At 67.4% G+C, this 26,241-nt stretch carries 29 protein-coding genes; 17 read left to right on the forward strand and 12 right to left on the reverse strand.

What is annotated here, in order from left to right:
- Positions 1 to 19: 19 nt before the first annotated feature.
- Positions 20 to 1,138 (reverse strand): alanine dehydrogenase, encoded by a 1,119-nt coding sequence (gene ald / locus D3874_RS06125; protein WP_119777296.1) that lies wholly within the window; start codon positions 1,136 to 1,138, stop codon positions 20 to 22.
- 150 nt (positions 1,139 to 1,288) lie between these two features.
- Here ald and D3874_RS06130 point away from each other — a divergent pair, with 150 nt between their 5' ends.
- Both D3874_RS06130 and D3874_RS06135 read left to right on the forward strand, forming a co-directional pair.
- The gene (locus D3874_RS06130) at positions 1,289 to 1,714 is read left to right on the forward strand and encodes an Lrp/AsnC family transcriptional regulator (protein WP_233559857.1); all 426 of its coding nucleotides are present in this window, start codon (positions 1,289 to 1,291) and stop codon (positions 1,712 to 1,714) included.
- A gap of 66 nt (positions 1,715 to 1,780) precedes the next feature.
- Positions 1,781 to 2,308, forward strand: coding sequence for a GNAT family N-acetyltransferase (locus D3874_RS06135; RefSeq protein WP_119782170.1), 528 nt, complete (start codon positions 1,781 to 1,783; stop codon positions 2,306 to 2,308).
- A gap of 36 nt (positions 2,309 to 2,344) precedes the next feature.
- Here the strand turns inward: D3874_RS06135 and D3874_RS06140 are convergent, their stop codons facing one another.
- Together D3874_RS06140 and D3874_RS06145 are read right to left on the reverse strand one after the other, a co-directional pair.
- Entirely contained in the window at positions 2,345 to 2,767 is a 423-nt protein-coding gene (locus tag D3874_RS06140) for a PIN domain-containing protein (RefSeq protein WP_119777297.1), read from the reverse strand.
- Positions 2,764 to 3,066 (reverse strand): hypothetical protein, encoded by a 303-nt coding sequence (locus D3874_RS06145; RefSeq protein WP_119777298.1) that lies wholly within the window; start codon positions 3,064 to 3,066, stop codon positions 2,764 to 2,766. The genes D3874_RS06140 and D3874_RS06145 overlap by 4 nt, the downstream gene beginning before the upstream one ends.
- A gap of 186 nt (positions 3,067 to 3,252) precedes the next feature.
- On the opposite strand from D3874_RS06145, the gene D3874_RS06150 reads away from it, so the two are divergent.
- The 4 genes from D3874_RS06150 to D3874_RS06165 all read left to right on the forward strand — a co-directional run bounded on the left by D3874_RS06150 (position 3,253) and on the right by D3874_RS06165 (position 7,002).
- Positions 3,253 to 4,755 (forward strand): 4-hydroxyphenylacetate 3-hydroxylase family protein, encoded by a 1,503-nt coding sequence (locus D3874_RS06150; protein ID WP_119777299.1) that lies wholly within the window; start codon positions 3,253 to 3,255, stop codon positions 4,753 to 4,755.
- An 8-nt stretch (positions 4,756 to 4,763) separates the two neighbouring features.
- Positions 4,764 to 5,177, forward strand: coding sequence for a RidA family protein (locus D3874_RS06155; protein WP_119777300.1), 414 nt, complete (start codon positions 4,764 to 4,766; stop codon positions 5,175 to 5,177).
- Between the two features lie 133 nt (positions 5,178 to 5,310).
- Positions 5,311 to 5,985, forward strand: a complete 675-nt coding sequence (locus tag D3874_RS06160; protein WP_119777301.1) for a DUF1028 domain-containing protein — start codon at positions 5,311 to 5,313, stop codon at positions 5,983 to 5,985.
- Between the two features lie 12 nt (positions 5,986 to 5,997).
- Positions 5,998 to 7,002 carry a LysR family transcriptional regulator gene (locus D3874_RS06165; RefSeq protein ID WP_119777302.1) on the forward strand — a complete coding sequence of 335 codons (1,005 nt, stop codon included), beginning with the start codon at positions 5,998 to 6,000 and terminating at the stop codon, positions 7,000 to 7,002.
- Here D3874_RS06165 and argE read toward each other — a convergent pair.
- Positions 6,935 to 8,086 (reverse strand): acetylornithine deacetylase, encoded by a 1,152-nt coding sequence (gene argE, locus D3874_RS06170; protein ID WP_119777303.1) that lies wholly within the window; start codon positions 8,084 to 8,086, stop codon positions 6,935 to 6,937. The two genes, D3874_RS06165 and argE, sit on opposite strands and share 68 nt — an antisense overlap.
- 128 nt (positions 8,087 to 8,214) lie before the next feature.
- On the opposite strand from argE, the gene D3874_RS06175 reads away from it, so the two are divergent.
- A complete protein-coding gene (locus tag D3874_RS06175; protein ID WP_119777304.1) occupies positions 8,215 to 10,284 on the forward strand; it encodes an oxidoreductase in 2,070 nt (689 codons plus the stop codon).
- A 168-nt stretch (positions 10,285 to 10,452) separates the two neighbouring features.
- Here the strand turns inward: D3874_RS06175 and D3874_RS06180 are convergent, their stop codons facing one another.
- Positions 10,453 to 11,484 (reverse strand): 2-dehydropantoate 2-reductase, encoded by a 1,032-nt coding sequence (locus D3874_RS06180; RefSeq protein WP_119777305.1) that lies wholly within the window; start codon positions 11,482 to 11,484, stop codon positions 10,453 to 10,455.
- 91 nt (positions 11,485 to 11,575) lie between these two features.
- On the opposite strand from D3874_RS06180, the gene D3874_RS06185 reads away from it, so the two are divergent.
- The gene (locus D3874_RS06185) at positions 11,576 to 12,037 is read left to right on the forward strand and encodes an SAM-dependent methyltransferase (protein ID WP_119777306.1); all 462 of its coding nucleotides are present in this window, start codon (positions 11,576 to 11,578) and stop codon (positions 12,035 to 12,037) included.
- Between the two features lie 153 nt (positions 12,038 to 12,190).
- Here the strand turns inward: D3874_RS06185 and D3874_RS06190 are convergent, their stop codons facing one another.
- Positions 12,191 to 13,192, reverse strand: coding sequence for an SDR family NAD(P)-dependent oxidoreductase (locus D3874_RS06190; protein ID WP_119777307.1), 1,002 nt, complete (start codon positions 13,190 to 13,192; stop codon positions 12,191 to 12,193).
- A 92-nt stretch (positions 13,193 to 13,284) separates the two neighbouring features.
- Between D3874_RS06190 and D3874_RS06195 the strand changes: the two genes are divergently transcribed.
- Positions 13,285 to 14,184, forward strand: coding sequence for a LysR family transcriptional regulator (locus D3874_RS06195; RefSeq protein ID WP_199698963.1), 900 nt, complete (start codon positions 13,285 to 13,287; stop codon positions 14,182 to 14,184).
- Here the strand turns inward: D3874_RS06195 and D3874_RS28430 are convergent.
- Positions 14,181 to 14,345: a hypothetical protein gene (locus D3874_RS28430; protein WP_158595866.1), complete on the reverse strand. Its 165-nt coding sequence runs from the start codon at positions 14,343 to 14,345 to the stop codon at positions 14,181 to 14,183. The two genes, D3874_RS06195 and D3874_RS28430, sit on opposite strands and share 4 nt — an antisense overlap.
- 90 nt (positions 14,346 to 14,435) lie before the next feature.
- On the opposite strand from D3874_RS28430, the gene D3874_RS06200 reads away from it, so the two are divergent.
- Both D3874_RS06200 and D3874_RS27870 read left to right on the forward strand, forming a co-directional pair.
- Positions 14,436 to 15,023, forward strand: a complete 588-nt coding sequence (locus D3874_RS06200) for a ComF family protein (protein WP_119777309.1) — start codon at positions 14,436 to 14,438, stop codon at positions 15,021 to 15,023.
- Entirely contained in the window at positions 15,020 to 15,580 is a 561-nt protein-coding gene (locus tag D3874_RS27870) for a hypothetical protein (RefSeq protein ID WP_147385546.1), read from the forward strand. Before D3874_RS06200 ends, D3874_RS27870 begins: the two co-directional genes overlap by 4 nt.
- A 74-nt stretch (positions 15,581 to 15,654) precedes the next feature.
- Here D3874_RS27870 and D3874_RS06205 read toward each other — a convergent pair whose 3' ends face one another.
- Positions 15,655 to 15,906, reverse strand: a complete 252-nt coding sequence (locus D3874_RS06205; protein ID WP_119777310.1) for a hypothetical protein — start codon at positions 15,904 to 15,906, stop codon at positions 15,655 to 15,657.
- Positions 15,907 to 16,076: 170 nt separating this feature from the next.
- Between D3874_RS06205 and D3874_RS06210 the strand changes: the two genes are divergently transcribed.
- The 6 genes from D3874_RS06210 (at position 16,077) to gor (ending at position 22,646) form a co-directional block, all read left to right on the forward strand.
- Positions 16,077 to 16,502, forward strand: a complete 426-nt coding sequence (locus D3874_RS06210; RefSeq protein WP_119777311.1) for a GFA family protein — start codon at positions 16,077 to 16,079, stop codon at positions 16,500 to 16,502.
- Positions 16,503 to 16,602: 100 nt separating this feature from the next.
- On the forward strand, positions 16,603 to 17,928 hold the full coding sequence (locus tag D3874_RS06215; protein WP_119777312.1) for an SAM-dependent methyltransferase: 1,326 nt from the start codon (positions 16,603 to 16,605) through the stop codon (positions 17,926 to 17,928).
- Complete coding sequence (locus tag D3874_RS06220; RefSeq protein ID WP_119777313.1) at positions 17,925 to 18,392, forward strand: GNAT family N-acetyltransferase; 468 nt, start codon at positions 17,925 to 17,927, stop codon at positions 18,390 to 18,392. Before D3874_RS06215 ends, D3874_RS06220 begins: the two co-directional genes overlap by 4 nt.
- A gap of 740 nt (positions 18,393 to 19,132) precedes the next feature.
- Positions 19,133 to 20,593 carry an NADP-dependent succinate-semialdehyde dehydrogenase gene (gene gabD / locus D3874_RS06225; protein ID WP_119777314.1) on the forward strand — a complete coding sequence of 487 codons (1,461 nt, stop codon included), beginning with the start codon at positions 19,133 to 19,135 and terminating at the stop codon, positions 20,591 to 20,593.
- Entirely contained in the window at positions 20,590 to 21,264 is a 675-nt protein-coding gene (locus D3874_RS06230; protein WP_119777315.1) for a hypothetical protein, read from the forward strand. The genes gabD and D3874_RS06230 overlap by 4 nt, the downstream gene beginning before the upstream one ends.
- Positions 21,261 to 22,646 (forward strand): glutathione-disulfide reductase, encoded by a 1,386-nt coding sequence (gor, locus tag D3874_RS06235; protein ID WP_119777316.1) that lies wholly within the window; start codon positions 21,261 to 21,263, stop codon positions 22,644 to 22,646. The genes D3874_RS06230 and gor overlap by 4 nt, the downstream gene beginning before the upstream one ends.
- A gap of 242 nt (positions 22,647 to 22,888) precedes the next feature.
- On the opposite strand, the gene D3874_RS06240 is transcribed toward gor, so the two are convergent.
- Genes D3874_RS06240 through D3874_RS06255 form a run of 4 tightly spaced genes read right to left on the reverse strand, consistent with a single transcriptional unit; the run spans position 22,889 to position 26,116 of the window.
- Positions 22,889 to 23,572 carry a hypothetical protein gene (locus D3874_RS06240; RefSeq protein WP_119777317.1) on the reverse strand — a complete coding sequence of 228 codons (684 nt, stop codon included), beginning with the start codon at positions 23,570 to 23,572 and terminating at the stop codon, positions 22,889 to 22,891.
- Positions 23,569 to 24,924 carry an ATP-binding protein gene (locus tag D3874_RS06245; RefSeq protein WP_233559858.1) on the reverse strand — a complete coding sequence of 452 codons (1,356 nt, stop codon included), beginning with the start codon at positions 24,922 to 24,924 and terminating at the stop codon, positions 23,569 to 23,571. The genes D3874_RS06240 and D3874_RS06245 overlap by 4 nt, the downstream gene beginning before the upstream one ends.
- The gene (locus D3874_RS06250; protein WP_119777318.1) at positions 24,912 to 25,604 is read right to left on the reverse strand and encodes a response regulator; all 693 of its coding nucleotides are present in this window, start codon (positions 25,602 to 25,604) and stop codon (positions 24,912 to 24,914) included. Before D3874_RS06250 ends, D3874_RS06245 begins: the two co-directional genes overlap by 13 nt.
- A gap of 11 nt (positions 25,605 to 25,615) precedes the next feature.
- A complete protein-coding gene (locus D3874_RS06255) occupies positions 25,616 to 26,116 on the reverse strand; it encodes a MarR family winged helix-turn-helix transcriptional regulator (protein WP_119777319.1) in 501 nt (166 codons plus the stop codon).
- Between the last annotated feature and the right edge of the window lie 125 nt (positions 26,117 to 26,241).

The following is a 26,241-nucleotide window of genomic DNA, read 5'->3' on the forward strand; positions in this document are numbered from 1 at the left end:
GCGTCCGCCCTCAAGCCTTTTAACCGGCCAGGGCCAATTCCGGCGCGGCATAGGCATAACCCAGGTCGCGCGCGACAGCGGCATAGGTTACCTGGCCGCGGTGCACGTTCAGGCCCGCCTTCAGGTGGGGGCTTTCCAGCAGCGCCTGCCTGTAACCCTTGTCGGCGATCGCCAGGCCAAAAGGCAGGGTGGCGTTGTTCAAGGCAAAGGTCGAGGTGCGCGGCACCGCACCGGGCATGTTGGCGACGCAATAGTGCACCACGCCGTCGACGACATAGGTCGGGTTCTCGTGGGTCGTGGCGTGGGAGGTCTCGAAGCACCCGCCCTGGTCGATCGCCACGTCGACCAGCACCGATCCGGGCCTCATCGCCTTGACATGGGCCGCGGTCACCAGCCGCGGTGCCGCGGCGCCGGCCACCAGCACGGCACCGATTACAAGGTCCGCCGCCGGCAGCAATTGGTCGAAGGCGGCCCTCGTCGAATATTGCGTGGTCAGCGAGGGGCCGAAGCGCTTGGCCAGCCGGTCGAGCACGGGCAGCGCCCGGTCCAGCACGGTCACATCGGCGCCCATGCCCAGCGCCACCTCGATCGCGTTTTCGCCCACCACGCCGCCACCGATCACCACGACATTGGCCGGCGGCACGCCCGGCACGCCACCGATCAGGATGCCGGCGCCGCCGTGGGCGCGTTCCAGGGCGGATGCGCCGGCCTGCACCGCCAGCTTGCCCGCCACCTGCGACATGGGGGCGAGCAGGGGCAGGCCGCCCTGGGCATCGGTCACCGTCTCGTAGGCGATGCACACCGCCCCGCTGGCGACCAGGTCGCGCGTCTGCTCGGGATCGGGCGCCAGGTGCAGGTAGGTGAACAGGATCTGGCCAGGGCGCAGCATCCGCCGTTCGCCCGCCTGCGGCTCCTTCACCTTCACGATCATGTCGGCGCCGGCGAAGATTTCGGCCGGCTCGGCCGCGATGGCGGCCCCGGCGGCCTGGTAGTCGCCATCGGACGCGCCGATGCCGATGCCGGCCTTGCTCTCGACCACGACCTGATGACCGTGGGCGGTGAATTCCTGCACGCTGCCCGGGGTCAGGCCGACGCGGAACTCGTTGTTCTTGATTTCCTTGGGGACACCGATGCGCATGTCCAGCCTCCTTTGGCGAGCCTGTCGATTTTACCAAAGCTGGAGCGCCAAGTGCGTGCAAAGCTTGCGCCTGAATTCATTCGCGGCGCATGATTCAGGCGTTGGAATTCAAAAAACGGTGGAATCATGCAAGAGGTGGCGTTGGATCGCATGGATCACGCGATCCTGGATGTCCTCAAGCGCGACGGCCGCATGACCGCCACCGAACTGGCCGGCCGCGTCGGCCTGTCGGCTTCGGCCTGTTCGCGGCGGATCAAGCGGCTGGAAGACGTCGGCGTCATCACCGGCTATGGCGCCGCCATCAACGAGGCGGCCCGGGCGCGGGGCCTCACCGTCGTCGTCTTCGTCTCGCTGCACAGCCAGACCGAGGAATTCCTCTCCGCCTTCGAGCGGGCGGTGCAGCGCTGCGAAAACGTGGTCGAAGGCTACCTGCTCTCTGGCCCGTTCGATTATTCGCTGCGCGTGCTGGCCCGCGATGTCGGCGATTACGAGCGCATCCACAAGGAACAGCTCTCGCGCCTGCCCGGCGTCTCGCGCATGCAATCCAATTTCGCCCTGCGGAAAGTGGTGGGCTGAACGGATATTGACCGTCTCGCGGGGATTGTCCAACATAAGAGACTTTCAGTTTATATAGTGGACAACATGCCCGGAATCGACATCAAAGCCCTCAGCGCCTCGCCGCCGGTCTGCGGCATGTTGAGCGACATCCTGGTGGAGGTGGTCGCCAATGGGGGTTCGGTCAGCTTCATGCACCCGCTCGACCCGGCGATGGCACGCGCCTTCTGGGACAAGTCGCTGGCGGCGGCGGCCCGCGGCGAGCGGGTGGTGCTGGGCGCCTGGGACGGCGAGGTCATCGTCGGCACCGTGACCCTGCTGCTCGACTGCCCGCCCAACCAGCCCCACCGCGCCGAAATCGCCAAGCTGATGACCCGCCTCAGCCATCGCGGCCGCGGCATCGCCGCCGCCCTGATGCGCGCCGCCGAGGTCTTGGCGGCCTCACGCGGGCGCACCCTCCTGGTCCTCGACACGGCGACCGAGGACGGGGCGGCGGCTCTCTACGAAGGGCTGGGCTATACCCTCGCCGGCGAGATCCCGGACTACGCCCTGAAGCCCCATGGCGGGTTGACGGGCACGCTGATCTATTGGAAGCGGATCGGCGATGGGCATTGACAGCGTCATCCGGGATGACGAGCTGAAGGGTGGGCGTCAGCGCATCGGGTTGATGAACCCCAGCCCCTCGAAGTCGCGCTCGTTATCGGTGACGACGGTGCAATCGTTCACCTCGGCGATGGCGGCGATGATCATGTCGAGGGCGCTGCGGGGGCGGCCCTGTGCGGTGCCGGCCGCCATCAGCCGGGCCCAGGCCAGGGCGGCCGCCTCGTCGAAGGCGAGGATGCGGCCCTGAAACAGGGCCGGCGGTCCCTCCGGGCCTGAGAACCATTGTTCCAGCAGCCGGCGCTTGCGGCCTGCCGGCAGCTCCAGCAGGCCGCGCCAGATTTCACCGATGGTTGGGGATGAGATGAACAAGGTCTCGTCCGCCTGATCGGCCATCCAGGCGATCAGCTCGGGCGAGGGGATGGGCTTGGTGACATTGCTGATGATGTTGGTATCGAGGAGATAGCGAGTCACAGGTCGACCTTGCGGCCGGTGGTGACCGGGCGTTCGATTTCGAGATCGGCGCCAACCAGCGGCGAACGGCGCAGTGCTGCCAGGATGCCGCCCTTTTTCGGCGGTTCACTCGACAGGGTCTGGGTGACCACGGCGCGAATCTGCGCCGCTTGCCCGTCGCCCTCGGCCAGGCGTTTTGCCAGCGACCGGATCAAGGCCCGGTCGGTCTCCAATGCCATGACCTCGAACCGGGCCATGCCGCGATCCTGCAACCGGTCGCGATAGGTTTTGAGCGCGCGCTTCTGCGGGGTGTCGACCATGTCGGCAATCCTTGAATATATCCAGATATATATCCAGGCATATCCGGATTTTCAAGTCGCGTTTCCCCCAAAGGGCGGCGGCGCCTCGGGAAAGCTGAAGCCGGGCCCCGGAAAGCAATATTTTTCTCGGAATCTGTTCCGGCCCATCATCGTGCCACGGGCGACCGGCGCGAGAGGATAGGCGGCATGATCCGGACGGGACAGCAATACAGGGACTCGCTGCGCGATGGCCGCGAGGTTCACATCAACGGCGAGCGGGTGGCAGACGTCACCACGCACCCGATGTTCAAGCCGCTGGTGGACATCCGTGCCCGCATCTACGACATGCAGCATGATCCTGCCACGGCCGGCATCATGACCTATGGCCAGGACGGCGAGATCAGCGCCATCGGCAACAAGCTGCCCCTGGTCCAGAGCGACTGGTGGGACAAGCGCCGTGCCACCGACACGGTGCTCGAGACCATCGGCGGCGTCGTCACCCGGGTGGGCGACGAGACGGTGGGCGAGATGTGGTCCCTGTTCGACGGCCAGGACCTGCTGAACGAGGTCGATCCCCAGTTCTCGGTCAACATCCGCAATCACATCCACCAGGTCGTGCACCACGACCCGTTCCACGTCTCGGCCAATACCGATCCCAAGGGCGACCGCTCCAAGCCGCCGCAGGAACAAGATCCCGACATGCTGCTGCATGTCGTGAAGGAGACCGACGCCGGCATCGTGGTGCGCGGGGCCAAGTTCGAGACCGCCGCAGCCTATGCCAACCAGGCCTTCACCAAGCCGACCATCGCCAACTGGGGCAATGCCGCCCTGTCCGACTATGCCGTGGGCTTCATCTGTGACCTGGGCAGTCCCGGCCTCAAGTTCATCTGCCGCACCGGCTTTGCCGGCCGGGCGCCGGCCGAGGACTATCCCCTGTCGAACCGCTTCGACGAGGTCGACACCCTGGTGATCTTCGACAATGTCCTGATCCCGTGGGAGAACGTGCTGTTCTACCGCCATACCAGGGCGGCGACCTTTATCCGCGCCACCCTGCACCGCTATTCGGCCTTCGCCTATGTCCAGCGCAACCTGAAGCTGGCCGACATGATGATCGGCGCCGCCCTGTTCAACGCTCGCCAGACGGGGCTGGACAAGCAGCAGGCGGTGCAGGAGAAGCTGGCACAGCTCGCCGTCTACCGCGAGGGCATCAACGCCCACCTGACCGCGGCCGTGGCCCTGGCCGAGCGCAGCCCGGGCGGCTTGCTGATGCCCAACCAGTCGCTGCTCTACACCGGCCGGGTGCTGGCCTGCTCCCAGCTTCATGAGATGATGCACATTGCCCGCGAACTGTGCGGCGGCCAGATCTGCATCACGCCGGATGCGGCGGCCTTCCGCGATCCGCAATCCGGCCCCTGGCTGGAGAAATACTACACGATCAACGCGGACTGGGTGGCGGACGACCGGCGCAAGCTGCTGGCCTTTGCCCGCGACCTGCTGAATTCCGACTATGCCGGCCACCGCCTGACCTTCCAGCTCTTCGCCCAGTCCCCGCCCTTCGCGCACCTGGCTGCGGTCTATCGCAATTTCGACTGGGACGGCCCCCTGGACATGGTGCGCAAGTCGGCCGGCCTGTCGGACAAGGTCATGGGCAAGACCGGCCGTCCCGCCGGCGACGGGGCCATCACCCAGTATTTCAGGGCCGCCGAATAGGGAATGCCATGGTTCACAAGCGTATCCGCCCGTTCAACACCCGCGACACCTATCCTGAGCAGAAACTGGACAACGACCTGTGCCAGACGGTGGTCGCCCGCGGCACCATGGTCTTCGTGCGCGGCCAGATCGGCCAGGACCTGGACACGTCCAGGAGTGTCGGCATCGGCGACGTGACGGCCCAGACCGAGCAGGCCATGGCCAATATCAAGATGCTGCTGGAGGAGGCGGGTTCGGAGCTCGCCCATATCTGCAAGATCACGATCTACATCGTCGATCCGCGCTACCGCGAGGATGTCTACCGCACCGTGGGCCGCTGGCTGAAGGGCGTCTTCCCGGTTTCGACCGGCATCGTGGTTTCGGCGCTGGCCCGGCCCGAATGGCTGGTCGAAATCGACGCCACCGCTGTCATTCCCGATTAGGCTTGAAAAGCCCCCTCCGCCCATTGGGGGGAGGGGGTTGGGGGAGGTGGGCTGCACCGGCCCACCGTGCCCCCCTCCTCACCCAACCCTCTCCTCCGGGGGAGGAGAGGGCTAACCAGGTTAAGAGGCGTTCATGACCTTCTCCCTCTCCGCCCGCTGCCCGGATACCGGCATGTTCGGCATTGCCATCACCTCGTCCTCCCCGGCGGTGGCGGCGCGCTGCGCCTGGGCCAGGGCGGGGGTGGGCGTGGTCGCGACCCAGAACGTGACCGACCCGACCTTGGGCAACCGCGGGCTGGACCTGATGGAGAAGGGCGCCAGTGCCGCCCAGGCGCTGGATGTCCTGGTGTCAAGCGCCCCCTTCATCGAATACCGGCAACTGGCGGTGATCGATGCCGCGGGCGGCACCGCCGTCTTCTGCGGGGCCAAGGCCCTGGGCATCTACAACACCGCGCAGGGGCTGAACGCGGTCGCCGCCGGCAACCTGCTGGCCCACGACGGCGTGCCCGCCGCCCTGGTCAAGGCCTTCGAGGCTTCCAGGGGCCATCTCGCCGCGCGCCTGCTCGAGACGATGGACGCTGGCCTTGCCGCGGGCGGCGAGGCCGGGCCGATCCATTCCGCTGGCCTTCTCGTGGTGGACAAGCACTCGTGGCCGGTGGTCGACCTGCGGGTGGACTGGGCCGACGAGGATCCCCTCGGCCAACTTCGCAAGGTTTGGGACATCTATGCGCCGCAACTCGGCGCCTATGTTTCCCGCGCCCTCGACCCGCGCGAGGCGCCAAGCTACGGTGTGCCCGGCGATCTCTGACGGAAAGGGCCCATGCGCTTCACCCTTCGGCACCTGGAATATTTCGTCGCCGCGGGCGAAACGGGCTCCATCACGCTCGCTTCCGAGCGCATCAATATTTCCCAGCCCTCGATCTCCACCGCCATCTCGCACCTGGAGGCGGAGCTGGGCGTCCAGCTTTTCGTGCGCCACCATGCGCAAGGCCTGTCCCTGACCCCGGCCGGCCGCCGCCTGCTGCGTGAAGCCAAGCACCTGCTGGACCAGGCCAACGGCCTCTACGACGTCGCCTCGGAAGTGACCGAGGAGGTGCGGGGGCCGCTGGCGGTGGGCTGCATGCTGACGCTGGCCCCCATGGTCATCCCCGAACTGTGCCATTCCTTCATGGCCTCGTTCCCGCGCGCCGACCTGCGGCAGCAGGAAGGCCACCAGGAAGACCTGTTCGAGGGCCTGCGGCGCGCCAGGCTGGACGTCGCCCTGGTCTATGACCTGCAGGTGCCCAAGGACATCGCCTTCGAGCCGCTGGTCAGCTTGCCCGTCCATGTGGTGGTCAGCGAGATCCATCCCATGGCCAATCGCGGCACGGTCAGCCTGACCGACCTCAAGGACGAGCCGCTGATCCTGCTCGACCTGCCCTACAGCCGGGAATACTTCCTGGCCATGTACCAGCGCGACGGGATCGAGCCGCATATCGCCGCCCGCTCCGCCTACCCCGACGTGATCCGCACCATGGTCGCCAACGGCTATGGCTATACCCTGGCCAATGTCCGGCCGCGCTCGGAACTGGCGCTCGATGGGCGCCGGGTGGTGCGGGTCAGGCTGGCCGGCGGTCATCGGCCGGTGGTGGTGGGCCTCGCCACCGCCGAGGGCCTGAAGAAGTCACGCCTGCTCAAGGCCTTCGAGACCCACTGCCGCACCTTCATCTCGGACGGTTACATCCCCGGCATGGTGCCGCCCCGGCTCGACAATCACCTCAACGGCGAAGGTAGCCCAGCAGGGCCGACAGAAAGCGGTCGCATTCTGCCAGTTGGCTCGCGCTGACATATTCATCCGGCTTGTGGGCCTGGACGATGCTGCCCGGCCCGCACACCACGGTGGGAATCCCCAAGTTCTCCGTGAACAGGCCGCCCTCGGTGCCGAAGCTGATCTTGCCGTGGCTGTTGCCGCCGGTCAGCGCCTTCACGAAAGCGACCACTTCCGCCGCCGGCGGCGTGTCCAGGCCGGGATAGCCCGACAGGGTCTCGAGGCTGATGCCGGCCTCGGGAAAACGCGCCTTCGCCGCCGCTTCGATCGCGCGGGCCTCGTCGGCCAGCCGCGCCACCAGCGGGCCGGCGGGTTCGGCCGGCAGGTGGCGGATTTCCAGGTCCAGCACGCAATCCTTCGGGACGATGTTCAAGGCGGTGCCGCCGCGGATCGTGCCGACATGCAAGGTGGTGTGGTCGACCTCGTAATCCGCGTCCTTGGCACCGGTCAGGGCGATATCGTCCTGGAGGCGGCGTAAGGCGGCGATCAGGTCGGTTGCCAGGTGGATCGCGTTCAAGCCGTCCGGCGCCAGGCTGGAATGGCATTCGACCCCGTGGCAATGGGCGCGCAGGGCGGTCTTGCCCTTATGCGCGACCACCACCTGCATCGAGGTCGGCTCCCCCACCACACAGGCGCGCGGGCGGACAGGCAGCCCGGCCATCATCTCGATCAGCCGGCGCACGCCGACGCAGCCGATCTCCTCGTCATGGGACAGCGCGATGTGCAGCGGCGTGCTCAGCGTCTCTCGCGCGGCGCGGCGGGCCAGCGTCAGCACGCAGGCGATGAAGCCCTTCATGTCGGCGCTGCCGCGGCCGAACAGCAGGCCGTCCTGGCGGTGCAGCCGGAACGGGTCGCTGCTCCAGGCCTGGCCGTCGACCGGCACCACATCCGTGTGGCCCGACAGCATGATGCCGGGGATGCCGGCCGGCCCGATGGTGGCGAAGAGATTGGCCTTGGCGCCGTCCGCGCTGAACACCAACCGGCTGGCCACGCCCAGTGCGGCAAGCTCGCCCTCCACATAGCGGATCAGGCCCAAGTTGCTGTCCCGGCTGACGGTTGGAAAGGCGATCAGCCGTTCCAGGATCTCGATCGATTCACTCATGCTTCCCTTGTAGCCCCGGGCTGCCGGCCGCGAAACCACGCCCTGCCGAAGCAGCGCTTCGCAAAAGCCTTCTGGCCGCTTCACCGCGTGATGCCACAATGCGACGGTCAAGCTTTCTGGGGCGGTGCATGCGCGATCCTCGTTACGACATCCTGTTCGAGCCGGTGAAGATCGGCCCGGTGACCGCCCGCAACCGCTTCTTCCAGGTCCCCCATTGCAACGGCATGGGCTACCGCGATCCGACCGCGCTGGCGACCATGCGCGGCATCAAGGCCGAAGGCGGCTGGGCCGTGGTCTGCACCGAGCAGGTGGAATTCCACTATTCGTCCGATATCACGCCCTTCATCGAATTGCGCCTGTGGGACGACCGCGACGTGCCCATGCTGGCCCGCATGGTCGACAAGATCCACGAACACGGCAGCCTGGCCGGGATCGAACTCGCCTACAACGGCATGAACGGCCCCAATCTCTATGGCCGGGAAGTGCCCATGGGCCCGGCGCACCTCCCCGTGGCCACCTTCACCTACGAGCCGGTGCAGGCAAGGCGGATGGACAAGGCCGACATCGCCAACCTGCGCCGCTGGCACCGCCAGGCCGCCCTGCGCGCCAGGACTGCCGGCTTCGACCTGGTCTATGTCTATGCCGCCCATGCCCTGGGCTTCTTGCATCACTTCCTGTCGCGCCGCTACAACGACCGCACCGACGAATACGGTGGTTCCCTGGAGAACCGCATCCGCCTGATGCGCGAGATCACGCAGGATACCAAGGAGGCGGTGGGCGCCACCTGCGCCGTGCCCTTGCGCATCTCGCTCGACGAATTGATGGGCGAGGGCGGCCTCTACAAGGAGGAGGTCGAGGACATGATCGGCCTGATGGCCGAGCTGCCGGACCTGTGGGATGTCACCATCGCCGGCTGGGAGAACGACTCCCGCACCTCGCGCTTTGCCGAGGAAGGCCACGAGGAACCTTTCATCAAGCACGTCAAGCGCCTGACCACTAAGCCCGTGGTGGGGGTGGGGCGTTACACCTCGCCCGATGCCATGGTGCGCATCGTGAAATCCGGCCTGGTCGACCTGATCGGCGCGGCGCGGCCCTCGATCGCCGATCCCTTTCTCCCTAAGAAGATCGAGGAAGGGCGGCTGGAAGACATTCGCGAATGCATCGGCTGCAACATCTGCGTCTCGGGCGATTTCTCGTCGGCCCCCATCCGCTGCACCCAGAACCCGACCATGGGCGACGAATGGCGCCGCGGCTGGCATCCGGAGCGTATCCGGGCGCGGGAAAGCGAGGCCCGCGTGCTGATCGTCGGCGGCGGGCCGTCCGGCCTCGAGTGCGCCCAGGCCCTGGGCAAGCGCGGCTACGGCGTGGTGATCGCGGAAGCCGGCACCAGCCTGGGCGGCCGGGTGACGCGCGAGGCGAAACTGCCCGGCCTCGCCGCCTGGGCCCGGGTGCGCGACTACCGCCTGCAGCAATTGCACCAATTGCCCAATGTCGAGACCTATTTCGACAGCAGCCTGACCGCCGACGACGTCCTGGGCTTCGGCTTCGAGCATGTGGTGGTGGCGACCGGCGCCCGCTGGCGCGGCGACGGCGTCGGCCACCAGCACACCAGGCCAGTGCGGTTCGAGGCGCCGATCCTCACCCCCGACGATCTGATGGAGGGAAAGCGCCCCGTGGGCCGCACCGTCGTGGTCTGGGACGACGATCACTACTACATGGGCAGTGTCCTGGCCGAACTGCTGGCCGGCGAGGGTTACAGCGTGACCTATGTCACCCCGGCGGCGGAGGTCGCAACCTGGACCCGCGCCACCATGGAGCAGCATTTCATTCAAGCCCGCCTGATCGAAACAGGCATCGCCATCCGCACCGGCCTGACCCTGACCGCGGCGGCCAATGGCGAGGCCCAATTCGCCTGCATCTACACGAGGCGCCCCAGCACGCTGCCCTGCGACGCGATCATCCCCGTCACCGGCCGCCTGCCCAACGAATCCCTGTTCCTGGCCCTTGATGCGCACCGTGCCAACTGGCGCGACGCCGGCATCCTCTCCGTCACCGCCATCGGCGACGCCCGGGCGCCGGCCACCATCGCCCACGCCGTCCACGCCGGCCGGCGCTTCGCCGAGGAACTCGATGCCCCGCCCATCACCGGCGACACCGTCCCCTTCAAACGGGAAATCGCCGGCCTGGAGGACTGGTAACCTCAGCCATCATCCCGGCTTGAACTGGAATGACAATGAAGGGTGCCGTAACCTCGGTCGTCATCCCGGCGGAGGCCGGGATCCACTGTCGTGGCGCACTGGGACAGACCCGTATCGCCCCTGCTGTGGATCCCCGCCTCCGCGGGGATGACGATGGGGGATGGGCGTTCAGCCCCGCCGCGCCTTCTTCAATTCCGCATAGAGCGCATCGGCACTCCGCGGGGCGGCGCCGGCCTCCGCCTTGCGGACCAGTTCGATCACCCGGGCGTTGACCGGTGCACGCCGCCCCAGGCGCTGGGCCAGCACAAGCAATTCGCCGTTCAGGTAATCGACCTCGGTCTTGCGACCCGACGCCAGGTCCTCGGCCATCGAGGAGCGGGCGTGGCGGTCGATGCGGGGCATGCCGCCGCGGGCCGCGACCCGGCGGAACAGCCCGTCGGGCAGGGAAAAGACATGAGGCAGCAGCCACATGGGCACCGCCGCGAACTGGGCCGGTTTGATCCCGGCGCGCCTGAGCAGGGACAGCGCCTCGGACTGGCACAGAGCGACGGACCGGCGGTAGTTGCGCTGGGCGATCTGGGCCGCCAGGGGCACGCCGGCCAGGGCGTTGACGGCATTGTTCAGGTTGATCAGCAGCTTGCCCCACAGCACCGCCGCCATGTCGGCGCGCAGGCCCACGGCCAACGCCGCGGCGGCGAACAGCGGGACATAGGGCGCGATGGCCGGGCTGTCCTCGATCAGGATCACGCCGCTGGTGCCTTGGTGATAATGGCCGGGGCCGGGCTGGGCCACGTTGTAGGGCACCATGCCGGCCAGCACCGTGCGGCCGGGCAGGGCGGCACGCAGCCGGTCGGCGTTGGAGACACCGTTCTGCAGGCTCACCACCACGGCATCCGGCCTGGCGAATTGCGCGATCTGAAGGGCGGCGTCCTCGGTGGCCGGGCTCTTCACGCACAGCAGGATCAGGTCGGCCTGGCCCAGGGCGGCGGGATCCTCGGCCAGGTTCAGCCGGTCGGCCGCAATCCGCCGGTCGCCGCCTTCCAGGTCGGTCAGGTGCAGGCCGTGCGTTCGCAGGTCCGCCAGCACCCGGCCCCGGCCGATCAGCACCACATCGGCCCCGCCGGCCGCCAGCCGCCCGCCGACATAGGTCCCGATCAGCCCCGCGCCCAGGACCGCGATCCGCCTCGTTGTCTCGCCCATCTCTTGTTCCTTGATCCCGCCCTATGCTTGCCTTGTAGCAGGCATCAGGCCAGAAGATTGTCGCCTGATTGACAATGTGGGGGGAGGGGCCATGGATATCGTCATGCAGCCGGTCGGCCAGGTGCGCGGCGGGCGCAACGTGCCGGAAGATGACGACTGGGGCCGAAGCCGGGCGGCGATCGCCCTCGACCCCAGCCGATTCGGGCCCGAGGCCCTGGCCGGCCTGGAGAGCTTCAGCCATGCCGAGATCGTCTATCTCTTCGACCGGGTGGGCGACGACGAGATCACCCTGGGTGCCCGCCACCCCCGCGGCCGCACCGACTGGCCGAAAATCGGCATCTTCGCCCAGCGCGGCAAGAACCGGCCCAACCGCATCGGCGTCTCCGTCTGCCGGATCGTCGCCGTCGACGGCCTGCGCCTGGAGGTCGAGGGGCTGGACGCGATCGACGGCACCCCGGTCCTGGACATCAAGCCGGTGATGTCCGGCTTTGCCCCGCGCGGCGCGCTCCACGAACCCGACTGGGCACGCGAGATCATGGCGGAATACTGGTAACCTCAACCATCTCGCCGCAAGAACACGTTCCCTCTCCCCGCTTGCGGGGAGAGGGCTAGGGTGAGGGGTGTCGGGGCCACGCCGGACAGCAGGCGCCTTGGCCCCGACCCCTCACCCCGGCCCTCTCCCCGCAAGCGGGGCGAGGGAGCAAGGTCACCCCTTCGCCAGTACCGGCACCCCGCTTGTCGTGGGCAGGCAGCCCAGGCCGTCCAGCGTGTGGCGCACCGCCTCGTCGATCGGGGTGTGCGGCTCGATGCCCAAAAAACGGACCAGCTTGGTGTTGTCCAGGCGGAAGGGCCGGCGCCACAGGTAGGACATCTCGACCATCTCCCGGAACAGTTCCATGAAGGGCTGGGCCAGGCGCACCACGATCCAGGGGAACCGGCGGATCGGCAGGTCGGGCCTGCCCACCACCCGGCGCACCACCTCGGCGATCTCCACGCCACGCTCGAACCAGTGGCCGGCGAAGTGAAAGGTCTCGAAGGGGGCGAGATCGGCGGCCCGGTCCAGCAGGCGGGCGATGGTCTCGCCGCCATCGGGCAGATAGGCCCAGGCGTGGCCCACGTCCCGCTTGCCCATGTAGGTTACGGCAGAGATCGGCTTGCCGGGCTTGACCATGGCCTGCGAGAACCAGCTCCCCCCAGCCTGCGGCCCCAGGAAATCGCCGAAGCGCACGATCAGCGTGCGCACGCCGTCCGCCTGCGCCGCTTCCAGCCGGCGTTCCAGCTCGATGCGGATCAGGCCTTTCCGGGTGGTGGTTTCCTGCCTGGTGCGCTCGGTCAGCACGGCGGGGCCGGTGGGCGAGTAGTTGTAGATCGTGCCGGGCAGCACGATGCGGGCACCCTGCGCCCTGGCCGCCGCGATGGTGTTGTCGATCATGGGCAGGACCAGGGCCGGCCAGTTGCGATAGCCGGCCGGGTTCACGCCGTGAACGATGACCTGGACGCCCCGGGCCGCGGCCAGGACATCGGCGGCATTCATGGCATCGCCCTGAACCCACTCGATCGGCCCCCAATGGGCAAAGCGCTTGGCCATCGCCTCGGCCTGGCGGTGCATGGCCCGCACCCGCCAGCCTGCGCGCACCAGCGCCTTGGCCGTCTCGCTGCCGATGCCGCCTGTGGCGCCCAGCACCAGGGCCGTCCGTTCGCTCGTCATTGCTGCCTCCATCAGTGTCGATGGGGGCAGGATGAGGCCGGACCTGGTAAACAGAAATTGCGGAAATATCTGTCGCTGCTATAAATATATTTATGACTGAGCCGGGCTGGGAACTTTACCGATCCTTTCTTGCCGTGATGGCCGAGGGCAGCCTGTCGGGTGCAGCCCGCGCCCTGGGGCTCACCCAGCCGACCGTCGGCCATCACATCGCGGCGCTGGAGATCGCCTTGTCGGCGGCGCTGTTCACCCGCTCGCAGCGCGGCCTGACCCCGACCGATACGGCCCAGGCCCTGTTGCCCCATGCCCAGACCATGGCGGCGGCGGCGGATGCCCTGCGCCGCGTCGCCTCGGGCGAGGGCGACGAGATGCGCGGCACCGTGCGCGTCACCGCCAGCGAGGTGGTGGGGGCCGAAGTCCTGCCGGCCATACTGGCCGATTTCCGCGAACGGCACCCACGGGTGGTGGTGGAACTCTCGCTCTCCAACCGCAGCGAGGATCTGCTGCGCCACCAGGCCGATATCGCCGTGCGCATGGTCAAGCCCACGCAAGGCGCGCTGATCGCCCGCTACATCGGCGGCGTCACGCTGGGCCTGTGCGCGCACCGCCGCTATCTCGAGCGTCACGGCACCCCCAAGAGCCTGGAAGAGGTCGTGCATCACGCCCTGGTTGGCCCCGACCGCGACATCCAGTCCCTGCGCGGCATCCCCGGCATCGAGGACATCCTGACCGCCGACGTCTTTTCCCTACGCGTCGACAGCCACCTGGCCCATCTCTCGGCCCTGCGCGCCGGCTACGGCATCAGCATCGCCCAACTCGGCCTCGTCCGCCGCGACCCCGACCTGGTGCATCTCTTCCCCAAGGAATTCGCCCCGGAACTCCCCGTGTGGCTCGTCATGCACGAGGACCTGCGTACCAGCCGAAGGGTGCGGGCGCTGTACGATCACTTGGGCGTGGCGTTGGGGGAGTATGTGGGGACAAAGGGGGTTAGCTAGGCAACCGGATCGCCTTCGCCTCCGCCGGCACCCCCCGCCGGGTTCTCCACGGTGGGCGCGCGCAAGGAGCGGCGGAACATCTTGTGCTTCACCTGGTGGGCGATGATCTCCTCGGCGAAGGCCCAGGTGGCGTTGGCAAGCGCCTCGGTTTCCTCCGCCACCCAGGCGGCATAGACTTCGGTGTGGGAAGGAAGCTGATTGCGGGGTCGCGCCCGAGGGATTAGCGTGTGGCGTCGGTTCCGGAGCCACTCATGGTTGCTATTAATCCGCAGAAAATTTATGGCAGATGGCAGTCGGGCGTGGCCTTGGATTTCCAAACGACCAGCAGCACTTTCGTAGGATACAGCGAAGCGGGGCATCGCCAATTTGAAACGGTTCGCCCTGAAATTGCCGAGCTTCTCTATCAGCTTAAATACAGGCTGAACAAAGCGGCTGCTGCCGGCATCATTGATGCGGCTGCCGGCTTCTTGAGGCCGCATCGCGGAAAGCTTGATGTACTCGTGCCGGTTCCGGCCTCCACGCCCCGCGCGTGGCAGCCGGTTCAAGTTCTCGCCGCGGGAATTGGCGCGGCGCTAAACTTGCCGGTCGTGGATTGCATAAGGATCACGCGCCCGACGCAACAGCTGAAAAGCGTGGAGGATCCGGAAAAGCGCAAGGCACTCCTGGCTGGGCTCTATACCGTCGAGGCGACGCACGTGGCAGACAAGAATGTGCTATTGTTCGATGATCTTTTCCGGTCGGGCTCGACCATGAATGCCGTTACCGACGTGCTGTTGGGGAAGGGGAGGGCAAAAACCGTGCGGGCCCTGACGATCACCAAATCGCGGAGCAATCAATGAACACGGTTTTTGTTGGTGGCTCTCGCCGCGTTTCCAGCCTGCCGACGCAAGCCAAAGAACGGCTGAATAATATCATCGATGGGGGATATCGTGTAATCATTGGTGATGCCAATGGCGCCGATAAGGCTGTCCAGAAACATTTCCACGATGCCGCCTATACGGAAGTTACGATATTCTTTTCAGGCGATCACCCTCGCAACAATATTGGCAACTGGCCGGTAAGCAACATATCGCCAGGAAGAAATGCCAAGGGTTTTCAATTCTACGCGGCCAAAGATCGGGAAATGGCGCAAGAGGCGGATTTTGGTCTCATGATATGGGATGGGAAAAGCCCTGGAACCGCTCTAAATGTGCTTCGCCTTCTTCGGGCTGGAAAGAAAGCGGTACTGCTGAACATATCGAAGAACACGGCTACAAATTTCAAATCTATCGACGACTGGACGAACTTCGTCGCGGGCTGTGACCGGGATTTCAGGCGTGATCTACAGGACCGTGCCTTGCCCGAGGAATGGGAAGCCGTAAAAACGCCGGCACAGGAAACCTTCCTCGGCCTCTAAGCCAAATCCACCACCTGCCGGGTCGCCCCTTGATCACCGTCGCCTCGGCCTCCGTGGGTATCACGCCCAGCGTGTCATAGTCCCCGTCCACCCCGGCGCTCCAGGCTGTACTGGTCCATCAAAGGAACGCTGGCGAAGGTGAACATCGCCGAGATGGTCACTGCGCCGGGGGCGATGCAGGGCCAGCCTCGCGGTGCCGCGGCCAGGCTCACAAGCCGCTTTGGATGAACACCCCGGGCCGACGGGCGGCGGTGAAGCCGCAGGTCGGCAATCGTCTCGATGGCGATCACGCCGAGCGTCGCGGCGCCGGCAACCAGGTCGAGCATGTCAGGTTGGACCGGATTCTGTTGGGCTGCACCATGCTCCCCGATCCGCCCGCCGGCCATTGACAGCCCGGCGCCGAGCTTATGAGATCAGCGCCGGCATCATGCGCCGCGGCCTTGCGGCGCCAGGCTCGACGCGCCGCGGCAGAAAAAGAACAAGGGGAGTAAAGGCAATGTCGGTCAGCACGGGAAAATGCTTTTGCGGGGCGGTGGAAATCGAGGTCAGCGGGGCGCCGGAAGTGATGGGCTATTGCCATTGCGGCTCGTGCCGTTCCTGGTCGGCGGGGCCGGTCAATGCCTTCACCCTGTGGAAGCCCGAGAACGTCAAGGTCACGAAGGGGGCCGAGTCCGTCCGGCACTTCTCCAAGACCGCGTCGAGCGACCGGATGTATTGCGGCACGTGCGGCGGCCATCTCATGACCGACCACCCGCCGCTAGGCCTGATCGACGTCTATGCGGCGACCATCCCCGGCCTGGCCTTCAAGCCCGGCGTCCATGTCAACTATGCCGAAACCGTCCTGCCCATGAAGGACGGGTTGCCCAAGCTGAAGGATTTTCCGGCGGAGTTCGGCGGCTCGGGCATCGCCATCCCCGAGTAGCGGCGCACCCCGCCGCGAGGCCCGTGGGCCGGCCTCAAGCCGCCGGTTGAACCGGCCGCGGGGCGCTGGCAGACTGCCCGGCCAAATCAGGGGATCCAGCGTGGCCGTACCAGCATCGAGTGTCGGGGACAAGCGCCTGAGCGCCGCCAGGCGCCTGTTCGAACATGTGGCGACCAGGCTGGACGGCAGCATCGCCGTACGCCTGTGGGACGGCAGCGTCATTCCCTTGGGTCCGCAGGCCGACACCAGGTATCAGGTGACCTTCGACTCGGCCGCGACCTTGGGCAGCCTGCTGCGCCGGCCGACGCTCGAAAACCTCGTGATCCACTATGCCGAGGGGCATATCGACCTGATCGGCGGCGACCTGATCGAGTTCGTCGAGGCGGCCCAGGCCAAGCGCATGAAGCTGAAATGGCGCGACCTGGACAAGGGCCTGCTGCTGCGCAGCCTGTGGACGCTCGCCCGCGCCCGCTCGACCAAGGCGGGTGCTGCCTATCGCTACGCGGAAGACGAGGCGGCGCGCGTCGCCTCGGACCGGCGTCACGACAAGGATTACATCCAGTTCCACTACGACATCGGCGACGATTTCTACCGCCTCTTCCTCGATCCCGAGATGCAGTATTCCTGCGGCTATTTCACCGATTTCGCCAATGGGATCGAGCAGGCGCAGAAGGACAAGCTCGACCATATCTGCCGCAAACTGCGGCTCAAACCCGGCGACCGCTTCCTCGACGTCGGCTGCGGCTGGGGCGGGCTGGTGTGCCATGCCGCACTCAACTACGGCGTCACCGCCCACGGCGTGACCCTGTCGCAGAACCAGCATGATTTCGCGGTCGCCAAGGCGGCGCGTTTGGGGCTGGCGGACAAGGTGACGATCGAGCTGAAGGACTACCGCCTGCTCACCGGCAAGTTCGACAAGATCGCCTCCATCGGCATGTACGAGCACGTCGGCATCGCCAACTACCCGGCCTATTTCGGCAAGCTCCTCTCCCTGCTGCGGCCGGGCGGCGTGCTGCTCAACCACGGCATCACCCGGCGGGCCAAGCGCGACAAGAAGCGCTTCCGCCGCATCCGCCCGGAAAACCGCCTGATCCTGAAATACATCTTCCCCGGCTCCGAGCTCGACCATATCGGCCATTCGGTGGAGAGCATGGAGGCCAGCGGCTTCGAGGTGCACGATGTCGAGGGCCTGCGCGAGCACTACGCCCAGACCACCCGCCTGTGGTGCCAGCGCCTGTCGGCCCGCCGGGACGAGGCCATCGCCCAGGTGGGCGAGGCCAAGTACCGCCTGTGGGTGGCCTATCTGGCCGGCGTCTCCTTCGCCTTCAAGAACGGCACCCTGCGCCTGTTCCAGACCGTCGCCACGCGCCACAACAAGAATGTCCCCGTGGAACTGCCGCCGACCCGCGCGGATCTCTATCGGTGACCCTGTCGATCAGGGCTTACGAGGCGGGGGACCTGCCCGCCCTGATCGAGCTGTTTCGCGGCGCGGTGCGCGGGGTGGCCGCGCGCGATTACACGCCCGCCCAGATCCTGGCCTGGGCGCCGGACGACCTCGAAGCGGACGACTGGCTCCCGCGGCTGGCCGCCAAGCGGACCTGGGTCGCCCGTATCGCCGGTGAGCCGATGGGGTTCAGCGACCTGGAAGCGGACGGCCACATCGACATGATGTTCGTCCACGCCGGGCACCAGGGCCAGGGCATCGCCACCCGCCTGCTGGCGACGGTCGAGGCGGCCGCCCGCGCCGCCGGCCTACCCCGCCTCCATACCGAGGCGAGCATCACCGCCCGGCCGTTCTTCGCGCGGCGCGGCTTCACGGTGATCACCGCGCAGAGCGTTTCCCTGGGCGACCAGCAGCTCACCAACTACCGAATGGAAAAATTCCTCTAGCCTTGTCGGGACAAATGCTGCCAGACCCCGCGACGGCCCAATGGATTCCGGCCTTCGCCGGAATGACGCCATAACCCCAAGCTGTCATCCCGGACTTGATCCGGGATCCATTGGGCCGTCGCGGGGTATTGGGGTCAAACACTCGGGCAGTTATCCATGTCGAGGGGGAGAGGCTCCGCATTGCCCTCGGCCCAGCGGACGGCGAAAACAACAGGCCGATCTGCATATTCCGGCCTGCCGTGCAGAGGGTAGAAGCGCTCGGCCCCCGAGACCCGCCGACAGCGAAGCAAGTGGGGCGGTCGGCAGGCTCGATGGATGCATATTTGAAGCAGATCATCGGCGTACCTGCCTCGATGCTGCCAAAAGCGGCAGGCAATTGGTCAACCCACCATTTTCCGGCGTGAAGGCACTGGTATTGGCGATAAGCCGATCGGCCGTCGGGCGAATAGAATTCTGCGACACGCTCGCCATCGGCGTAACGCGCATAAAGGGTGCGGCCGCTGAAGAGCGATCTGAGGGCTGTCGGATCGCGAATCAAATCCAGATTCGATGCTGCCGCCGGTGTAAGAGCGCTGCTGATCAAGGCAACAAGGAGGGCGAGGGCGCGCATGCCGGCAATTCTCCTCTCTTCTATCGCCCCTGATATGCACCCATGGCGCCGCCGAGGGAAGGGGCGGGGGCTTTCGCCCGGCATCGGGAGAGGCCTAAGATGCACGCCCTGAGCAGCATGGAGGATCGTCATGGTCGAACTCAAGGACCGCAGCCTGTTCCGCACCCGGAACTATATCGACGGCGCCTGGGTCGATGCGGACAATGGCGCGACGGTCGCCGTGACCAACCCCGCCACCGGCGAGACCTTAGGGACAGTGCCCAAGGCCGGCCGGCATGAGACGGCCCGGGCGATCGAGGCGGCCAATGCCGCCTTCCCGGCCTGGCGCAAGAAGACGGCCAAGGAGCGGGCGGTGATTCTGCGCCGCTTCGCCGACCTGATGCTGGCCAACCAGGACGACCTGGGCCTGCTGATGACCAGCGAGCAGGGCAAGCCCCTGGCCGAGGCCAAGGGCGAAGTCGCCTATGCCGCCGCCTTCCTGGAGTGGTTCGGCGAGGAGGCCAAGCGCATCAATGGCGAGACCATCCCCAGCCATGCCGCCGACAAGCGCATCATCGTGCTGCGCGAGCCCATCGGCGTGGTCGCCGCGATCACGCCGTGGAATTTCCCCGCCGCCATGATCACCCGCAAGATCGGCCCGGCCCTGGCCGCCGGCTGCACCGTGGTGGTGAAGCCCGCGACCCAGACCCCCTATTCGGCCCTGGCCCTGGCGGAACTGGGCGAGCGTGCCGGCCTGCCGGCGGGCGTGCTCAACGTCGTCACCGGGGCGGCCGGCGAGATCGGGGGCGAGATGACGTCGAGCCCGATCGTGCGCAAGCTGACCTTTACGGGCTCGACCGAGGTGGGCAAGACCTTGATGGCCCAATGCGCGGGCACGGTGAAGAAGGTGAGTCTCGAGCTGGGCGGCAACGCCCCCTTCATCGTCTTCGACGATGCCGATCTCGATGCCGCGGTCGAGGGCGCCATCGCCTCCAAGTTCCGCAACACCGGGCAGACCTGCGTCTGCGCCAACCGCCTGCTGGTCCAGGACGGTGTCTATGACGCTTTCGCGCAGAAACTGGGCAAGGCGGTGGCCGGCCTGAAGGTCGCCAACGGGATCGAGCCGGGCGCCACCCAGGGCCCGCTGATCGACATGAAGGCCGTGGCCAAGGTCGAGGAGCACATCGCCGACGCGGTCGCCAAGGGGGCTTCCATCGCCGCCGGCGGCAAGCGCCACGCCCTGGGCGGCAGCTTCTTCGAGCCGACCGTGCTCACCGGGGTCACCCCGGCCATGGCCGTCGCCCGGGAGGAGACCTTCGGCCCGGTGGCGCCCCTGTTCCGCTTCAAGACCGAGGCGGAGGCGATCACCATGGCCAACGACACCGAATTCGGCCTCGCCGCCTATTTCTTCAGCCGCGACGTGGGCCGCATCTTCCGGGTCGCGGAAGCCGTGGAATACGGCATCGTCGGCATCAATACCGGCCTGATCTCGACCGAGGTGGCGCCCTTCGGCGGGGTGAAGGAGTCCGGCATCGGGCGCGAGGGCTCGCGCCACGGCATCGATGATTTCGTCGAGATCAAGTACCTGTGCCTGGGCGGGATCGACAAGTGAGCGATCCCCTTCCCATCCTCACCGGCGAGGCGCTGATCGAGGCCCTGGCAGGCCAGGGCCTGGCCGCGCGGGCCAACGGCAGCATCGACGACCTCTCCACCGTGACCCTGGGCCTGTCCGAGGCGGCGGAAGTCCAGGGCCGCATCCTGGCCCTGATCGAGGGCAGTGCCGGCGTGCGCTGGCTGGTCCTGATCGACGGGGCCGAACTGCATCATGTGCGCCTGACCGATGTCTCGCGGATCAGCGTCTCGGCCGAGGCGGCCCGCCGGATCGGCAGCAACGGCGCCGGTCCCCGGGTGCCGACGCGCATGAACCTGACCAGGCGCGCCGGCAGCATCGCCGCCGCCGTATCGGCCGAGATTACCACGCCCTTCGCCATCGAGCTGATGTTCGAACGCTTCCCCCAGGACGATCTGGCGATGCTGGCGCTGAACGGCGTGCTCGATGCCGTGTCCGAGGTGCTGCGCCGCCTGACGATCGATTCCCGCGGCCTGGGCGACGTGCTCAGCCGCAGCGTGCGCGGGGTGCTGATCCACCCCGTCCAGGGCGAGGGCGGCCTGCGCCTCGAGGGCGACCGGCTGGTGCTGGAATTGCGGCTCGACGGCGCGATCATCGAGCCGGTCTGGCCCGACGCGCTGATCCGCGACATGGAAACGGTGCTGCTGTCATGACCGACTATGATTACGACCTGTTCGTCATCGGCGCCGGCTCGGGCGGCGTGCGCGCGGCGCGGATCTCGGCCGGTTACGGCGCGCGGGTCGCCATCGCCGAGGAATACCGGGTGGGCGGCACCTGCGTCATCCGCGGTTGTGTGCCCAAGAAGCTGCTGGTCTATGCCTCGCACTATGGCGACGAGATCGAGGATGCGGCGGCCTATGGCTGGAGCGTCGAGGGGACGGTGCGCTTCGACTGGAAGAAACTGATCGAGGCCAAGGACCGCGAGATCGACCGCCTGAACGGCCTCTATATCAAGAACCTCGAGGTCGCCGGCGTCACCATCATGGAAGGCCGGGCCACCTTCGTCGATGCCCACACGGTGGACATCGCCGGGCGCCGGGTGAGCGCCGGTACCGTGCTGATCGCCACGGGGGCAACGCCGGAGGTGCCGGATATTCCCGGGCGCGAGTTCGCCATCACCTCGAACGAGGCGTTTCACCTGCCCGACCTGCCCAGGCGCATCGTGGTGGTGGGGGCGGGTTATATCGCCGTCGAATTCGCCGGGATCTTCAACGGCCTGGGGGCCGAGACCACCCTGGTGGTCCGGCGCGGCCAGTTGCTGCGCGGCTTCGATGACGACGTTGCCCGGCGCCTGGGCGAGGAATATGCCACCAAGGGCATTCACCAGCGCTTCGGCGCCGCCCCCACCGCGATCGAGAAGGTCGAGGGCGGGCTGATCCTGCACCTGGCCGACGGCAGCACGGTCGAGACCGACGCGGTCATGTTCGCCACCGGCCGGCGCCCCAACACGAGGGGCCTGGGCCTGGAGAAGGCCGGCATTACACCGGGCCCGGGCGGCGAGGTCCCGGTCGACCTCTATTCCCGCACCGTGGCGGCCAACATCTATGCGGTCGGCGACGTCACCGATCGCCTGGCCCTGACGCCGGTCGCGATCAAGGAAGGCCATGCCTTTGCCGATACGATCTTCGGCGGCCAGCCCGCGGTTGCCGATCATACCGATGTCCCCACGGCGGTATTCAGCCAGCCGCCGATCGGCACGGTGGGCCTGACCGAGGCGGAAGCGGTTGCCCGCTTCGGCGAGGTCGACATCTACGAGGCCGGCTTCCGCGCCATGAAACACACCATGACCGGCCGCGCCACCCGCGCCTACATGAAGCTGATCGTCGAGCCGCGCTCGGACCGGGTGGTGGGCATCCACATGATCGGCGACGACACGCCGGAGATCGTCCAAGCCCTTGGCATCGCCGTGAAGATGGGCGCCACCAAGGCCCAGTTCGACCGCACCGTGGCCGTCCACCCGACCACCGCCGAGGAACTGGTCCTGATGCGCACCAAAGCCCGCACGGCCAGGCAGGCCGCGGTCGCCGCGGAGTAGCCCAATCTCCCTCTCCGCCGCAGGCGGGGGAGAGGGAAGGGGCCCGTCGCGTCAGCGATGGGAAGGGTGAGGTGGTGGATCGGGACAGATCTCGCTCTATGCCACCAACCCACCTCACCCCACCCTCTCCCCCCTGAAGGGCGGAGAGGGCTACCAAGATCTCACAGCCGTCATCCCGGCCTGCGCCGGGATGACGATGTCGAGTTCCCCTCTCTGCCGCGTGCGGGGAGGGCTGCCCTGTGTTACTTCTCAGGTTTCGCTGGCCCGCCGGGGTCTTCGACCTCGTCGAGGTCGGGCGGGGCAGGTTCGGCTGCCGCCGGCGCGCCGTTCAGCCGGGCTTCGGCATGCCCGTAGGCCTCGCCGGCACCTTGGGGCAGGGCGATGGTGCCCGACAGCCGGATGCCGGCGACGGTGATGCTGACAGTTACCGACTCTTCCGCCTCGAGCGCGCCGCGCAGAAGTGCCGCGGCGTCCTCGATCTGGCAGCCGATGCGGTCGATGTCCTTAGGTCTTGGCCCGCCTTCGGCGACGACGGCGGGCCTTGGCGGCACGGTCAGCCGGTCGCACTTGCCCTCGATCGCGGGCGCCTGGGGAAAGGCGAAGCGATAGCTGGCGCCGGCGGCAAGCACGGCGGCGTTGGCGCTGAAGCGGCCGCCCACGATGGCGACGCGGTCGGGCGGCACCGCGAAATCGACCGCCACCGAGGGCGCGCGCACCTCGCGCCCGTCCGCCGTCCGTGCGGCGGTCCACAGGCGCAGGCCGGTCTCGCCGGCGAGCAGGGCCGCGCAGGCGCCGGCCGGTGTCATTCTGCCCCCGATGATGGTCGAGGTCGGCGCACACTCCACCCGCCAGGCGGTGTCATCCTGCGCCCGCGCACCGGCCGGCAATGACAGCAGGGCGGCGGCAACCAGCCAGTGCCTGGTCATACCGGCAGCCGGATGCGCGCGCGCAGCCCGCCCATCGGGCTGGGTTCCAGGAAGATGTCGCCGCCATGGCTGCGCGCGACATCGCGGGCGATGGCCAGCCCCAGGCCGACGCCGCCGTCGGCCGGCGTGCGCGCCTCGTTCAGGCGCACGAAGGGGCGGAAGGCTTCTTCCCGCAGCTTTTCAGGGATGCCGGGGCCGTCGTCGTCGACCACGATCTCGATCCAGCGGTTCGAGGCGGTGATCGAGACCTTCACCGCCGCGGCATGGCGCTGGGCATTGTCGACCAGGTTGGTCAGGCAGCGCTTGATCGCCTGGCGCCGCAGCTTGACGGTCAGCGAGCCCAGCATGTCGGTCTCGACCGGGGTGCCGCGGGCGCCGGCATTGGCCTCCTCGACCACTTCCTCGACCAGGTCGGCAATGTCGACATCGTCGGGCTGTTCGCCTTCCTGGCCGCGGGCGAAGGCCAGGAATTCCTCGATCATGCGCTCGACCTCGTTGACCTCCTGGGCCAGTTCGTCCTCGTCCTCGCCGTCGCCCATCATGGCCAGGCGCAGCTTCATGCGCGTCAGCGGCGTGCGCAGGTCGTGGCTGATGCCGGCCAGCATCTCGGTGCGCTGGCGCAGGTGACGTTCGATGCGCTGGCGCATGGCGATGAAGGCCGCCGCCGCGCGGCGCACCTCGGTGGCGCCCGAGGGCTTGAAATCGTCCGCCCGCTGGCCCTTGCCGAAGGCCTCGGCCGCCTCGGTCAGGCGCACGATGGGACGGATCTGGTTGCGCAGGAACAGGATCGCCACGGTCAGCAGCAGAATGGCGAGGCCGACCATCCAGAAGAACAGCAGCTCGTTGGTCGAGGTGGTGATGCGCTTCACCGGCACGATGACATTCAGGATGCCGTCACCCAGGTCGAAGCTCATGCGCACTTCGTCGGGGTCCGACATGGTGTCGATCTCGACCGGCAGCCCGACCACCCGGGTCAACTCGGTGCGCAGCACCCGTTCCAGGATGGGAAAGCGAACCTCGCCCGGGGCCGGCAACTCGGCGCCGGGCTTGTAGTTCACGTCGAGCTGCATGGTCTGGCGCGCCAGGCGATAGGTGCGCTCGTTGTCGCCGCCCGGGGTCATGTCCAGTTCGGCGACGACATAGGCGATGTCGCCGGCCACCAGATAGCAGATGCGCCGGGTCACCAGCTCGACATGGCGGTCGATGAAGATGAAGGACAGGATCGACTGCGACAGCAGGACCGGCGCCACCATGATGATCAGCGAGCGGCCGAACAGGTTCTTGGGCATGAACCGCTTGATCAGTTGCGCCAGGCGGTCGAACGGGTTGGGCTGCCCGGTCAGTTCAGCCACAGGACATATCCCTTGCCGCGCACGGTCTGCAGGTGGTGCGGCGCCTTGGGATCGTCTTCGATCTTGCGGCGCAGGCGGGTGACCTGCACGTCAATCGTGCGCTCCTGGGCCTGGCCGGTGGCCTCGGCCAGTTCCTCGCGGCTGACCGGGGTGCCCGGCCGCTCGGCCAGCAGCCGCATCAAGGTCAGCTCGCCCGAGGTCAGGCGCACGGTCTCCGTGCCGCGCTGCAATTCGCCCCGCTTCAGGTCCAGGCGCCAGGCGCCGAAGCGCACGATGTCGGCCTCGGTGCTGGGCCCTGGATCGGCCGGGATCGCCCGGCGCAGGATGGTGCCGATGCGCAAGGTCAGCTCGCGCGGCTCGAACGGCTTGGGCAGGTAGTCGTCGGCGCCGGCTTCCAGGCCGGCGATGCGGTCGTCGGGCTCGCCCCGCGCGGTCAAGAGCAGGATCGGCACCCGGGACTGTTCGCGCAACTGGCGGGTCAGGCTGATGCCATCCTCGCCTGGCATCATCACGTCCAGCACCAGGAGGTCGAAGGTCAGCATGTCGAGCTGGCGCCGCGCCTCGGCCGCGTCGCCGGCGGTCGAAATGCGGAAGCCCTGGTCGCCCAGGTACTTGGCCAGCAGGGCGCGCAGCCGCGCGTCGTCGTCGACGATCAGGATATGGGCTTGGGGCTCGGCCATGGCGTGGTGCCCTAGTCGCGGTCGACGGCGGCGAGGATGCTTTCGCGGTCCGCCTCGTCGATCAGGCCGACCAGAACCTTGCGGAACCCCGCCACCGCCTCGGCGCCGGCCTCGCGATAGGCCCGGGTCACCCGGGCCCGCTGCAGGCCCGACAACTGGCGCTCCAACTCGGTGCCCTTGGCGGTCAGCGACAGCAGGCGCTGGCGCCGGTCGCGCGTGCCCTGGACCTGCACCACCAGGTCTTCCTCGATCAGTTGCGAGAGCACGCGCGACAGGCTCTGCTTGGTGATGCGCAGGATCGACAGCAGCTCGTTTACCGTCATGCCGGGGCGCCGGCCCACGAAATGGATCACCCGGTGGTGGGCCCGGCCCATGCCGTGGCGGGCCAGCACGGTATCGGCGTCCAGGGTGAAATCGCGATAGGCAAAGAACAGCAGTTCGATGCCCTGGCGAATTTCCTCGTCGCGCAGGAACAGGGGGTTGGGTCTCGATCCGGGGGGCGGGCTGCTCATGGGGCGTCATCCTGCCCAACGCGCAAAATTGCGCAAGTCGCTAGCTTTGCATAAGTCAGGTCTATTGACGTATCAACCGGCCGCGGACCAGACTACGCTCCCTCGAAAATCGACAAACGACCCCA

The sequence above is a fragment of the Oleomonas cavernae genome (assembly GCF_003590945.1).
Taxonomy (GTDB): Bacteria; Pseudomonadota; Alphaproteobacteria; order Zavarziniales; family Zavarziniaceae; genus Zavarzinia; species Zavarzinia cavernae.